The following is a 13,135-nucleotide window of genomic DNA, read 5'->3' on the forward strand; positions in this document are numbered from 1 at the left end:
CGCGTCACGCCCGATCATGCCGTGCTGCGGGCCCCGCCGTCGATGGTATGCGGCTGTCTGTCAGTGCGGCGCCATAGGGTTCGTTCCATGACTGGGTCCTCCGCCGCGCTTCCCGACTCGCTGTCGCCGTCCCGGGCCGCCGACTTCATGCAGTGTCCCCTGCTCTACCGCTTCCGCGTGATCGACAAACTGCCGGAGGAGCCCAACGCGGCGGCCACCCGGGGCACCGTCGTCCACGCCGTCCTTGAGCGGGTGTTCGACGCCCCGGCGGGGCAGCGGAACGCGCGGCGGGCCCGTTCGCTGGTGGTGCGGGAGTGGGAGCGGCTGCTGGCCCGGCGGCCGGAGCTGGCCCGGCTCTTCGCCGAGGAGGACGGGGAGGGCATGGACGCCGGCCGGCTGGCGGAGTGGCTGGCCGAGGCGGAGGGGCTGGTGGAGCGGTGGTTCTCGCTGGAGGACCCGACGCGGCTGGAGCCGGCGGAGCGGGAGCTGTTCGTGGAGACGCAGCTGGACTCCGGGCTGCGGCTGCGCGGGGTCATCGACCGGGTGGACATCGCGCCGACGGGCGATGTGCGGATCGTCGACTACAAGACGGGGAAGGCGCCGCGTGCCGAGTTCGCGGGTGACGCGCTGTTCCAGATGAAGTTCTACGCGCTGGTGCTGTGGCGGCTGCGCGGCACCGTGCCGCGGCGGCTCCAGCTCGTGTATCTGGGCAGCGGCGACATCCTCACCTACGACCCGGACGAGACCGATCTGCTGGGCGTGGAGCGCAAGTTGCTGGCGCTGTGGGAGGCGATCCGGCGGGCGACGGAGACGGGCGACTGGCGGCCGCGGCCGGGCCGCCTGTGCGACTGGTGCGACCACCGGTCGCGCTGCCCCGAGTTCGGGGGCACTCCCCCGCCGTATCCGCTGCTGGTGCAGGACCAGTTGCCGCTGGCGGTGCCCGGTCAGGCGGCGGCCGAGGGGGCCGGTTCGGACGAGGAGTGCCCGGGCGCCGTCGAGCCGGCGCCGTGAGTGAGAATGGGGGCCGGCTTCCGGCGACGTTCCCCGTCCCCCCGCACGCGAAGGGTGCTCCCATGCCGATCCGCGTCCTGCTGGTCGACGACCAGCCGCTGCTGCGCACCGGGTTCCGGATGATTCTGGAGGCGGAGCCCGATCTTGCCGTCATCGGCGAGGCGGGGGACGGCTTGCAGGCCCTGGATCAGGTGCGCGCGCTGCAGCCGGACGTGGTGCTGATGGACATCCGCATGCCGCGGATGGACGGGGTGGAGGCGACGCGGCAGATCACCGGTCCGGCGAAGGACGGCCCGGCGAAGGTGCTCGTGCTGACGACGTTCGACCTGGACGAGTACGTGGTGGAGGCGCTGCGCGCGGGGGCCAGCGGGTTCCTGCTGAAGGACGCCCCCGCCGCCGAACTGGTGCAGGCGATCCGGGTGGTGGCGGCGGGCGAGGCGATGCTCGCGCCGAGCGTGACGCGGCGGCTGCTGGACATGTACGCGGGCAAGCTGCCCTCGGGCGAGGAGCCGGTGCCCGACGCGCTGAACACGCTGACCGAGCGCGAGGTCGAGGTGCTGAAGCTGGTGGCCCGCGGGCTGTCGAACGCGGAGATCGCGGCGGACCTGTTCGTCAGTGAGACGACGGTGAAGACGCATGTGGGGCACGTGCTGACGAAGCTCGGCCTGCGGGACCGGGTGCAGGCGGCCGTGTTCGCGTACGAGAGCGGGCTCGTCCGTCCGGGAAACTGAGGGGTCGGCCGGGCAACTGAGGGGCCGGACCTGCCTACTCGGCGGGCGACTTGGTGATCTCCCAGAAGCGGAAGACGGTGGAGGCGTCCAGCGCCCACTGGAGTCCGGAGATCTCCTCGGCGGCGACGGCGTACTGCTTGCCCTGCCACAGCGGGATCAGCGGCAGCTCCTCGGCCACGATGTCCTGGAGCGCGCCGAAGTCCTCCACGGTCCGCGCGCGGTCGCTCTCGCGGGCGGTGCGCGGGATCAGCTCCTCGGTGATGCGCGGGGAGTCGTAGTCGTTGGCGAGGATGTTGTCCGCGCCGAAGAAGGGCGCGGTGAAGTTGTCCGGGTCCGGGTAGTCCGGCACCCAGCCGCGCACATACACGCCGAAGTCGCCGTTCTCCACGCCCTCGGCGAACTCGTCGGCGGGCACGCTGCGGACGGTGGCGTCGAACAGGCCGCTGTCGTTGAGCTGCCGGGCGATGTACTCGAAGGCGGCCTCGGTGTCCGGGCCGAACCGGGTCGGGGTGACCCAGAGGGTCAGCTCGACCGGCTCGGTGATGCCCGACTCGCGCAGCGCGGCCTCGGCACGGGCCGGCTGCGGAACGTCGCCGTACGCGTCGTAGAACGCGGTGTTGTGGCCGGTGATCCCGGCGGGGACGATCGAGTACAGCGGCTCGGCGGTGCGCTGGTACACGTCCCGCACGAGGATGCCGCGGTCGATGAGGTGGGCGATGGCGCGGCGTACGCCGGGGTCGCCGGCGACGGGATCGGCCATGTTGAAGACCATGTGCTGGACCTCGGCGCTGGTGCCGTCGACGACCTGGAGCCCGTCCTCCCCGGAGATCGTCGACAGCTCCAGGTCGGCCAGGTCCTCGGCGGCCAGGCCGCGGTAGGCGACGTCCACGGCGCCGCTCTGGACGGCGTCCCTCAGCCCCGTCTGGTCGCCGTGGAAGAGCCGCATCGTGACGCCGGAGTTCCGCACCTCGGCGGGGCCCCGGTAGTCGGAGTTGACGCCGAAGACGGCCTCGTCCGCCGTGTAACTCTCCAGCGTGTAGGGGCCGGAGCCGTCGGCCTCGCCGTCGGTGCGCAGCTCGTCGGGCGGGTAGGAGCGGTGGTCGACGATCGACCCGGCGCCGGAGGCGATCTTCTGCGGGAACGTGGCGTCGGGCCGGTCGAGGTGGAAGGTCACGGTGGTGTCGTCCGGCGTCTCGATCCGGTCGATCGAGGACAGCAGCACCGCCGGGCCGTCGGGGTCGTCGATGCGCAGGGTGCGGTCGAAGGAGAACTTGACGTCCTGCGCGGTGAGTTCGTTGCCGTTGCTGAACGTCAGGCCGTCGCGGAGGGTACAGGTGAAGCGCTGGCTGACGCGGTCGGTGAAGCCGCAGTTCTCGGCGGCCTCGGGCTGCGGTTCCGAGCTGCCCGGCGGGAAGCTGAGCAGGGACTGGAAGACGTTGTTGAACACCAGCCAGGAGCCCGGGTCGTAGCCGGAGGCCGGGTCGGTGGCCAGCACCTCGTCGGTCATGCCGACCACGATCGGCTCGCCCTCGCCGGCGCCGTCGTCGCCGATCAGGCCGCAACCGGTGAGCAGGGCGGCGAGCAGGCCCGCGACGAGCGGGAGCGCCACCCACGGGCCGCGTTTCCTCACGTGTCTTCCTAACGTTCCGGTCCGGGAGGGCCCACGACACCAGGGCCCGTCTTCAAAGAGGTCGCCCTGCCCACGGACGGACGCCCCCTTCGAAGACGGACCCTAGACCGCGGCGCGACTGAACCGGGGCGCGGGCGGGGACTGGGTGAGAAACCTCACGGGAGGACGGGCGAGGCCGCCGGGCCGAGGCCGGCGGGGCGGCCGATCGTCCCGGCGACCGGGGCTGCCGCGACCGAGCGCAGGAACGCGAGGTCGACCTCCTCCAGCGAGGCGACGACGGTGCGGCCGACGGCGGCCGGGATCGGGGCCACCGACGGCACCGCCACGACGCGGCAGCCGGCCGCCTCGGCGGAGGCCACGCCGGTCGTCGTGTCCTCGACGGCGACGCACTCCCCCGGCTCGGCGCCCAGCCGGGCGGCGGCGGTCAGATAGGGCGCGGGGTGCGGCTTGGTGTGCGACAGCTCGTCGCCGGCGACGGTGAACGCGAAGTGCTCGGGCCCGATGGAGGCGATCATCCGGTCCATGACGGCGCGGTGGGAGGCCGAGACCAGCGCGGTGGGGATCTCGTGGGCGGCCAGCTCGGTCAGCAGCCGCCGGGCGCCCGGCATCAGCGGGACGCCCGCGTCGACGCGGCGCAGGAAGGTGGCGTTCAGCAGGACGCGCAGCTCGTCCAGGGTGATGTCGGCGCCGGTCACCTCGATCAGGTAGCCGGCGCTGCGGGTCATGGGGCCGCCGACCACGACCTCGCGGTGCTCCTCGGCGAGCTCGTGGCCGAGGGCGCCGAACACCTCGACCTCGGCGTCCCACCAGAAGCCCTCGGTGTCCACCAGCGTGCCGTCCATGTCGAGCAGGACGGCCCGCGGGCCGGGGCCGAGGGGGATCGCAGTGTCGATGGCGGGCAAGGAACTCGTCATCCGCGCACACCTCCATGAGGAGCGAGCAGGCCGGCCGCTCCTTCGGGAGGCGGCCGGCCTGTACCGGACCGTTCAGTTTACGGCGGCGCCACGACGAGCGCCGCCTCAATATCACCCGGTCGGGCTAGCGTGCGTTGAAATAGTTGGCTTCCGGATGGTGAAGGATCAGCGCGTCCGTCGACTGCTCGGGGTCGAGCTGGAACTCCTCGGAGAGGGTCACCCCGATCCGTCGCGAGTCCAGCAGCTCGGCGATCTTGGCGCGGTCCTCCAGGTCGGGACAGGCCGGGTAGCCCAGCGAGTAGCGGCAGCCCTGGTACTCGGTGCGGAACATCCCGGCCAGCGCCTCGGGGTCCTGGCCGGCGATGCCGAGTTCGGCGCGGACCCGGGCGTGCCAGTACTCGGCCAGGGCCTCGGCGAGCTGGACGGACAGGCCGTGCAGCTCCAGGTAGTCGCGGTAGGCGTCGGCGGCGAACAGCTCGGCGGTGGCCTCGCTCACCCGGGGGCCGATCGTGACGGTCTGGAGGGCGACGACGTCGGTCTCGCCGCTGTCGGCCGGGCGGAAGAAGTCGGCCAGGCACAGCCGCCGCCCGCGCCGCTGGCGGGGGAAGGTGAAGCGGGTGCGCTCCTTGCCGTCCTCGTCCAGGATCACCAGGTCGTTGCCCTCGGCGTGGCAGGGGAAGTAGCCGTAGACGACGGCCGCCTGGAGCAGGTTCTCGGTGTGCAGCCGGTCCAGCCAGCCGCGCAGCCGGGGCCGGCCCTCGGTCTCCACCAGCTCGGCGTAGTCGGGGCCCTCGTCGCTCCGGGCGGCCTTCAGGCCCCACTGCCCCTTGAACAGCGCGTCCTCGTCCAACCACTCCGCGTAGTCCTTGAGCGGGATGCCCTTGACCACACGGGTGCCGAGGAACGGCGCGGCGGGCAGGGGAACGTCCGTGGCGGTGGCGGACCGGGCCGCGGCGCCGGTCTCCTCGGCCTCCGGCAGCGGCGCCTCGCGGCGGGCGACGCGGCGCTGCTTCAGCTCCGGGAGGGTGGCGCCGGGGACGCCGCGCTTGACCGCGACGAGGGCGTCCATGAGCCGCAGGCCCTCGAAGGCGTCCCGCGCGTAGCGGACCTCGCCCTCGTAGATCTCGTGCAGGTCCTGCTCGACGTAGGCGCGGGTGAGGGCGGCGCCGCCGAGGATGACGGGGTAGTCGGCCGCCATGCCGCGCCGGTTGAGCTCCTCCAGGTTCTCCTTCATGATCACGGTCGACTTGACCAGCAGGCCGGACATGCCGATCACGTCGGCCTTGTGCTCGTCGGCGGCGTCCAGGATGGCCGAGACCGGCTGTTTGATGCCGAGGTTGACCACGTTGTAGCCGTTGTTGGTCAGGATGATGTCGACCAGGTTCTTGCCGATGTCGTGGACGTCGCCGCGCACGGTGGCCAGCACGATGGTGCCCTTGCCCTCGTCGTCGGTCTTCTCCATGTGCGGTTCGAGGTGGGCGACGGCGGACTTCATCACCTCGGCGGACTGGAGGACGAACGGAAGCTGCATCTGCCCGGAGCCGAAGAGCTCGCCGACGACCTTCATGCCGGCCAGCAGGGTGCCGTTGACGATGTCCAGGGCGGGGCGTTCGGTCAGCGCCTCGTCGAGGTCGGCCTCCAGCCCGTTGCGCTCGCCGTCGATGATCCGGCGCCGCAGCCGCTCCTCCAGGGGCAGAGCCAGCAGCTCCTCGGTCTTGCCGGCCTTCATGGACTTGGCGTCCACGCCCTCGAAGAGCTCCAGGAACCGCTGGAGCGGGTCGTAGTCGGGCCGGCGCCGGTCGTAGACCAGGTCGCGGGCAACCTCCACCTGCTCGGCGTCGATCCGGGCGATGGGCAGGATCTTCGCGGCGTGCACGATGGCGGAGTCGAGGCCGGCCTGGACGCACTCGTCGAGAAAGACGGAGTTGAGCACCAGGCGCGCGGCCGGGTTGAGGCCGAAGGAGATGTTGGACAGGCCGAGGGTGGTCTGCACCTGGGGGTGGCGCCGCTTGAGCTCGCGGATGGCCTCGATGGTGTTGACGCCGTCCTTGCGGGACTCCTCCTGCCCGGTGCAGATGGTGAACGTCAGGCAGTCGATGATGATGTCCGACTCGGCCACGCCCCAGTTGCCGGTGAGGTCGGCGATCAGCCGCTCGGCGATGGCGACCTTGTGCTCGGGGGTGCGGGCCTGGCCCTGCTCGTCGATGGTCAGGGCCATCAGGGCCGCGCCGTGCTCGACGGCGAGGCGGGTGACGCGGGCGAAGCGGGAGTCGGGGCCGTCGCCGTCCTCGTAGTTGACCGAGTTGATGACGGCCCGGCCGCCGAGCTTCTCCAGCCCGGCCTCCAGCACGGCGGGCTCGGTGGAGTCCAGCACGATGGGCAGCGTGGAGGCGGTGGCGAAGCGGCCGGCCAGCTCGCGCATGTCGGCCACGCCGTCCCGGCCGACGTAGTCCACGCACAGGTCGAGCATGTGGGCGCCCTCGCGGATCTGCTCGCGCGCCATCTCCACGCAGTCGTCCCAGCGGCCGGCCAGCATGGCCTCGCGGAACTTCTTGGAGCCGTTGGCGTTGGTGCGCTCGCCGATGGCCAGGTAGGCGGTGTCCTGGCGGAAGGGCACCGCCTGGTAGAGCGAGGAGGCGCCGGGCTCGGGGCGCGGGTCGCGGGCGGCGGGCCGCAGGTCCCGCACGCGCTCCACGACCTGCCGCAGGTGCTCGGGGGTGGTGCCGCAGCAGCCGCCGATCAGGGACAGGCCGAACTCGCCGATGAACGACTCGTGGGCGTCGGCCAGTTCGGCGGGGCTCAGCGGGTAGTGGGCGCCGTCCTTGCCGAGCACGGGGAGCCCGGCGTTGGGCATGCAGGACAGGGGCACCCCGGCGTGCCGGGACAGGTGGCGCAGGTGCTCGCTCATCTCGGCGGGGCCGGTGGCGCAGTTGAGTCCGATCATGTCGATGCCGAGCGGTTCGAGCGCGGTCAGCGCGGCGCCGATCTCGGAGCCGAGCAGCATGGTGCCGGTGGTCTCGACGGTGACCTGGACGAGCAGCGGCAGGTCCACGCCCGCGGCGGTCAGGGCGCGCCGGGCGCCCAGCACGGCCGCCTTGGTTTGGAGCAGGTCCTGGCTGGTCTCCACGAGCAGCGCGTCGGCGCCGCCCTCGATCAGCCCCTCGGCGTTCTGCTGGTAGGCGTCGCGGAGCGGGGCGTAGGTGACGTGGCCGAGCGTGGGCAGCTTGGTGCCGGGGCCCATGGAGCCCAGGACCCAGCGGGGGCGGCCGTCACCGGCGGTGAACTCGTCGGCGGTCTCGCGGGCGATCGCGGCGCCGGCCCGGGAGAGCTCGACGATGCGCTCGGGGATCTCGTACTCGCCCAGCGCGGCGAGGTTGGCGCCGAAGGTGTTGGTCTCGACGCAGTCGACGCCGGCCTCGAAGTAGGCGCGATGGACCGAGCGGACGATGTCGGGGCGGGTGACGTTCAGGACCTCGTTGCAGCCCTCGAGCTGCTGGAAGTCCTCCAGCGTCGGGTCCTGGGCCTGGAGCATGGTGCCCATTCCGCCGTCCGCGACGACGACGCGGGAGGCGAAGGCCTCTCGCAGGGCGGCGGCTCGATCGGTCTGGGTGGCGAGCGGCGGGCTGGACGAGGCCATGGGGATGCTCCCTGGAGTGCGACGGCTGTCGGCTATGCGCGTCGATGACGAAGCGCACCGGTTCAGCGTAACGGCCCGACCGTCCCTGGGGGAGACGTCGCGCGCGCACTGGCGGCCTTAGACTCAGATCCGCCCTGGGGGGTATCGACATGACCCGCTGTTGTTCGACAATGCCGAACATCAGGCGCGGAAGGCGGAGAACGAGGAGGCGGCCCCATGGCCCGGACCATCCAGTCGCTGGAGCGTGCCGCGGCGGTGCTGCGCCTGCTCGCCGGTGGCGAGCGGCGGCTGGGCCTGTCCGACATCGCGTCCGCCATTGGGCTGGCCAAGGCAACGACGCACGGGCTGCTGCGCACCCTCCAGCAGGAGGGCTTCGTCGAGCAGGACCCGCGCTCGGGCCGGTACCAGCTCGGCGCCGAGCTGCTGCGGCTGGGCAACAGTTATCTGGACGTGCACGAGCTGCGCGCCCGCGCGCTGGTATGGACCGACGACCTGGCCCGGTCCAGCGGGGAGAGCGCCTATCTGGGGGTGCTGCACCAGCAGGGCGTGCTGATCGTGCACCACGTGTTCCGCCCGGACGACAGCCGGCAGGTGCTGGAGGTGGGCGCGATGCAGCCGCTGCACAGCACCGCCCTGGGCAAGGTGCTGGCGGCCTACGACCCGGTGGCGCACAACGAGGTCATGGAGAGCGATTTCGCGCCGATCACCGAGCGGACGGTGACGGATCCGGCCGAGTTCGAGGCGAACCTCGCGCGGGTGCGCGCCCGGGGCTGGGCGAGTGATATCGGCGAGACGTGGGACGGGGTGGCGTCCATCGCCGCGCCGATCCTGGACCGGCGCCGGATGCCCGTGGGCGCCGTTGGCATCACGGGGGCGGAGGAGCGCATGGGGACGACCGGGGAGCTCGATCCGCGGCTGATCGCCGCGGTGCGGGACTGCGCCCGTTCCGTGTCGCGCGACCTGGGAGCCGGGCGTTTCTAGGACAATCCGGCCACCGGAACGTTATCTGTCGCACACCTCTTGACGGCGGTCGCTCCGGGGAGAAAACTGCCGTTCGATGGTCGACAATGTCGAACACCGGACGGACGTCGGCCAGGAAGCCCCTGGACGAAGGACAAAGGAGTCACGGTGTCCAGCTCCGACATCTTCTTCGGCGAGGTCCTCGGCACCGCCGTACTGATCCTGCTCGGCTGCGGTGTTGTCGCCGGAGTCGTACTCAAGAAATCCAAGGCGTTCGAAGCCGGATGGGTGGCCATCACCCTGGGCTGGGGCATCGGCGTTCTCGCCGGTGTCTACGTCTCGACCCAGCTCTCCGGCGCGCACCTGAACCCGGCCGTCACGCTCGGCATCGCCATCGACAGCGGCAAGTGGGGCGACGTTCCTGTCCAGATCGCCGGCGAACTCGTCGGCGCCATGCTCGGCGCGTTCCTCGTCTGGCTCGCCTACTACGGCCATTTCCTGGCCCACCTGGGCGACCGCGAGATCACCGCCGGGGCGCGGGTCCCCGGCCCCAAGGCGTTCGACGAGCCCAGCGCGACCGAGGAGCGCCGCCCGGCGCGCCGGGCGGAGCCGGGCCCGGTCCTCGGGATCTTCTCCACCGCCCCCGAAATCCGCAACACCGTGCAGAACCTGGCCACGGAGGTCATCGGCACCGCCGTCCTGGTCCTCCTCGTGCTGGGCATCGGCCTCAACGAGGGGCTCGCCGTCTCCGGCACCGGCGGCCTGATGGTCGCACTCGTGGTGGTCGGCATCGGCCTGTCGCTCGGCGGCCCCACCGGCTACGCCATCAACCCGGCCCGCGACCTCGGCCCCCGGATCGTCCACGCCCTCCTGCCGCTGCCGAACAAGGGCGGCTCCGACTGGAGCTACTCCTGGATCCCGGTCGTCGGCCCGCTCGCCGGCGCCGCGCTCGCCGGCGGCATCCACAACTTGCTGTTCTGACCACCCAGCCGCCCCATCAGGACTTGGACTTCGATCAGGAGCCGCCGTATGACCGACACCCCGCGCGAGTACATCGCCGCCATCGACCAGGGCACGACCTCCAGCCGCTGCATCGTGTTCGACCACGACGGCCGCATCGTCTCGGTCGACCAGAAGGAACACGAACAGATCTTCCCCAAGCCGGGCTGGGTCGAACACAACGCCGCCGAGATCTGGACCAACGTCCAGGAGGTGGTCGCCGGCGCGCTGGCCAAGGCCCGCATCGGCAAGGAGCAGGTCAAGGCCATCGGCATCACCAACCAGCGCGAGACCACGCTGCTGTGGGACAAGAACACCGGCGAGCCGGTGCACAACGCCATCGTCTGGCAGGACACCCGCACCGACGCCCTCTGCCGCGAGCTGGGCCGCAACGTCGGCCAGGACCGCTTCCGCCGGGAGACCGGCCTGCCGCTCGCGTCCTACTTCGCCGGCCCCAAGATCCGGTGGCTGCTGGACAACGTCGAGGGCCTGCGGGAACGGGCCGAGCGCGGGGACATCCTGTTCGGCACGATGGACTCCTGGGTCATCTGGAACCTCACCGGCGGAACGGCCGGCGGCGTGCACGTCACCGACGTCACCAACGCCTCCCGCACGCTCCTGATGAGCCTGCGCGGCCTGGAGTGGGACGAGAAGATCTGCAACTCCATCGGCGTGCCCCTCGCGGTGCTGCCGGAGATCCGTTCCTCCGCCGAGGTCTACGGCACCGCCAAGGGCGGCGCGCTGGACGGCGTTCCGGTGGCGTCGGCGCTCGGCGACCAGCAGGCCGCGCTGTTCGGCCAGACCTGCTTCTCCGTCGGCGAGGGCAAGTCCACCTACGGCACCGGCACGTTCCTGCTGATGAACACCGGCGACAAGGCCATCAACTCCTACGCCGGGCTGGTCACCACCGTCGGCTACCGCATCGGCGACCAGGCGCCGGTCTACGCGCTGGAGGGCTCCATCGCCATCACCGGCGCCCTGGTCCAGTGGATGCGCGACCAGATGGGGCTGATCAACAGCGCGGCGGAGATCGAGACGCTGGCGCTGTCCGTGGAGGACAACGGCGGCGCCTACTTCGTGCCCGCGTTCTCCGGCCTGTTCGCGCCGTACTGGCGCTCCGACGCCCGCGGCATCATCACCGGCCTGACCCGTTACGTGACCAAGGCGCACATCGCCCGGGCCGTGCTGGAGGCCACCGCCTGGCAGACGCGGGAAATCGTGGACGCCATGAAGAAGGACTCCGGGATGGAGCTCACCACGCTCAAGGTGGACGGCGGGATGACCTCCAACAACCTGCTGATGCAGAACATCGCGGACTTCCTCGACGCCCCCGTGGTCCGCCCGATGGTGTCCGAGACGACCTGTTTGGGCGCCGCCTACGCCGCCGGGCTGGCCGTGGGCTTCTGGTCCAACATCGAGGATCTGCGCGCCAACTGGCGCCGGGCCGCCGAGTGGACCCCGCAGATGGAGGCGGCCGAACGCGACCGCCATTACCAGTTCTGGCTCAAGGCCGTGCAGCGGTCCATGGGCTGGCTCGACGAGGAGAGCTGACACTGATGAACACCCCGCACCCGACCGCCGGATCCACCGCCCTCGGCGGAGCGGAACGGCGCGCCGAGACCAGGCAGCGGCTCGCCGCGGCGACCTACGACCTGCTGGTCGTCGGCGGCGGCATCCTGGGCACCTCGGTGGCCTGGCACGCCGCCCAGTCGGGGCTGCGGGTCGCGATGGTGGACGCCGGCGACTTCGCCGGCGCCACCTCCTCCGCGTCCTCCAAGCTGGTCCACGGCGGACTGCGCTACCTCCAGACCGGCGCCGTCCGGCTGGTCGCGGAGAACCACCACGAACGGCGGGTGCTGGCCCGGGACGTGGCCCCGCACCTGGTCAACCCGCTGACGTTCTACCTGCCCGTCTACAAGGGCGGCCCGCACGGCGCGGTCAAGCTCGGCGCCGGGGTCTTCGCCTACTCCGCGCTGTCCGCTTTCGGCGACGGCGTGGGCCGCGTGATCTCCCCGGCCCGGGCGGCGGCGGCCAACCCGGCGCTGCGCACCGACAACCTCAAGGCCGTCGCCGTCTACGGCGACCACCAGATGAACGACGCCCGCGTCGCCGTGATGACCGTGCGGGCCGCCGTCCAGTCCGGCGCCACCGTGCTCAACCACGCGGAGGTCACCGGGCTGCGCCACACTCGCGGCCGGGTCACCGGCGCCGAGTTGCGCGACCGGCTGGACGGCACCGAGTTCGGCGTCGACGCCCGGCTCGTCCTCAACGCCACCGGCCCCTGGGTGGACCACCTGCGGCGGATGGAGGACCCGGGCGCCGCGCCCAGCGTCCGGCTGTCCAAGGGCGCCCATCTGGTGCTGCGCCGCACCGCGCCGTGGCACGCCGCGATGGCCACCCCGGTGGACAAGTACCGCATCACCTTCGCCCTCCCCTGGGAGGACCACCTGCTGCTGGGCACCACCGACGAGAGCTACGAGGGCGACCCGGCGGACGTCCGCGCCACCGAGGCGGACATCCGGCAGATCCTCGACGAGGCGTCCGTCTCCGTCACCGACGAGCAGTTGTCGCGTTCGCTGATGACGTATGCCTTCGCCGGGCTGCGGGTGCTGCCGGCCGGCCCCGGCGGGGTGGCCTCCGCGCGGCGCGAGACGGTGGTCTCCGAGGGCCGCGGCGGCATGCTGTCGGTGGCCGGCGGCAAGTGGACCACGTACCGTCACATCGGCCGGACGGTCCTCAACAAGCTGGCCAAGCTGCCGGGTTCGGCGCTGGCGGAGGACATGGAGCCCGTCGCCGACCTGGTGCGCAGGGTGCCGCTGCCCGGGGTGGCCAACCCCAGCGCGGTGGCCCACCGGCTGCTGGTGGACCGCGAACCGGGCGTGGAACTTGACCCGTTGACCACCCGTCACCTGGCCACCCACTACGGCTCGCTGGCCTTCGAGATCGCCGACCTCGTCCGGCAGGACCCCGCCCTCGGCGAACGCGTCCACCCGGACGGGCCGGAAATCTGGGCGCAGGTGGTCTACGCGCGGCAGCACGAATGGGCCGAGACCGTCGACGACGTGCTGCGCCGCCGCACCACTCTGACGGTGCGTGGCCTGGACACCGACGATGTCCGCGCCCGGGTGGCCGAGACGCTGCGCCGGGACGGCTGACCTCCCGGCCAGTGCGGGGTGTAACCGTGCCGTCACCCTCGACGACCGTGCGCATGCGTACGAGGACTGCGGGCTGGGAACGGTCACGCCGTAGGCTG

At 71.8% G+C, this 13,135-nt stretch carries 9 protein-coding genes; 6 read left to right on the forward strand and 3 right to left on the reverse strand.

Annotation, left to right across the window (positions count from 1 at the left end; all coding sequences use genetic code 11):
* The first annotated feature begins 87 nt into the window (after positions 1-87).
* Positions 88-1,011: a RecB family exonuclease gene (locus RM590_RS24250; RefSeq protein ID WP_311706813.1), complete on the forward strand. Its 924-nt coding sequence runs from the start codon at positions 88-90 to the stop codon at positions 1,009-1,011.
* Positions 1,012-1,073: 62 nt separating this feature from the next.
* Positions 1,074-1,742, forward strand: coding sequence for a response regulator transcription factor (locus RM590_RS24255; RefSeq protein WP_311706814.1), 669 nt, complete (start codon positions 1,074-1,076; stop codon positions 1,740-1,742).
* A 34-nt stretch (positions 1,743-1,776) separates the two neighbouring features.
* Here the strand turns inward: RM590_RS24255 and RM590_RS24260 are convergent, their stop codons facing one another.
* The 3 genes from RM590_RS24260 to metH form a co-directional block, all read right to left on the reverse strand.
* Positions 1,777-3,372, reverse strand: coding sequence for an ABC transporter substrate-binding protein (locus RM590_RS24260; protein WP_311706815.1), 1,596 nt, complete (start codon positions 3,370-3,372; stop codon positions 1,777-1,779).
* Positions 3,373-3,527: 155 nt separating this feature from the next.
* Complete coding sequence (locus RM590_RS24265; protein ID WP_311706816.1) at positions 3,528-4,286, reverse strand: HAD family hydrolase; 759 nt, start codon at positions 4,284-4,286, stop codon at positions 3,528-3,530.
* Positions 4,287-4,410: 124 nt separating this feature from the next.
* Complete coding sequence (metH, locus tag RM590_RS24270) at positions 4,411-7,923, reverse strand: methionine synthase (RefSeq protein WP_311706817.1); 3,513 nt, start codon at positions 7,921-7,923, stop codon at positions 4,411-4,413.
* Between the two features lie 216 nt (positions 7,924-8,139).
* Here metH and RM590_RS24275 point away from each other — a divergent pair, with 216 nt between their 5' ends.
* The 4 genes from RM590_RS24275 (at position 8,140) to RM590_RS24290 (ending at position 13,037) form a co-directional block, all read left to right on the forward strand.
* Positions 8,140-8,904, forward strand: coding sequence for an IclR family transcriptional regulator (locus RM590_RS24275; protein ID WP_311706818.1), 765 nt, complete (start codon positions 8,140-8,142; stop codon positions 8,902-8,904).
* A 147-nt stretch (positions 8,905-9,051) separates the two neighbouring features.
* Positions 9,052-9,864, forward strand: a complete 813-nt coding sequence (locus RM590_RS24280; protein WP_311706819.1) for an MIP/aquaporin family protein — start codon at positions 9,052-9,054, stop codon at positions 9,862-9,864.
* A 48-nt stretch (positions 9,865-9,912) separates the two neighbouring features.
* Positions 9,913-11,433: a glycerol kinase GlpK gene (gene glpK / locus RM590_RS24285; protein ID WP_311706820.1), complete on the forward strand. Its 1,521-nt coding sequence runs from the start codon at positions 9,913-9,915 to the stop codon at positions 11,431-11,433.
* Between the two features lie 5 nt (positions 11,434-11,438).
* A complete protein-coding gene (locus RM590_RS24290) occupies positions 11,439-13,037 on the forward strand; it encodes a glycerol-3-phosphate dehydrogenase/oxidase (protein ID WP_311706821.1) in 1,599 nt (532 codons plus the stop codon).
* The last annotated feature ends 98 nt before the right edge of the window (positions 13,038-13,135 follow it).

Origin of the sequence: Streptomyces litchfieldiae, assembly GCF_031845365.1 — a bacterium.
GTDB classification, from domain to species: domain Bacteria; phylum Actinomycetota; class Actinomycetes; order Streptomycetales; family Streptomycetaceae; genus Streptomyces; species Streptomyces litchfieldiae.

Bases quoted from the DNA above. Each gene is read 5' to 3' on its own strand.
- metH (WP_311706817.1), bottom strand. From the start codon at position 7,923: ATGGCCTCGTCCAGCCCGCCGCTCGCCACCCAGACCGATCGAGCCGCC.
- RM590_RS24290 (WP_311706821.1), top strand. From the start codon at position 11,439: ATGAACACCCCGCACCCGACCGCCGGATCCACCGCCCTCGGCGGAGCG.
- RM590_RS24275 (WP_311706818.1), top strand. From the start codon at position 8,140: ATGGCCCGGACCATCCAGTCGCTGGAGCGTGCCGCGGCGGTGCTGCGC.
- glpK (WP_311706820.1), top strand. From the start codon at position 9,913: ATGACCGACACCCCGCGCGAGTACATCGCCGCCATCGACCAGGGCACG.
- RM590_RS24265 (WP_311706816.1), bottom strand. From the start codon at position 4,286: ATGACGAGTTCCTTGCCCGCCATCGACACTGCGATCCCCCTCGGCCCC.
- RM590_RS24250 (WP_311706813.1), top strand. From the start codon at position 88: ATGACTGGGTCCTCCGCCGCGCTTCCCGACTCGCTGTCGCCGTCCCGG.
- RM590_RS24255 (WP_311706814.1), top strand. From the start codon at position 1,074: ATGCCGATCCGCGTCCTGCTGGTCGACGACCAGCCGCTGCTGCGCACC.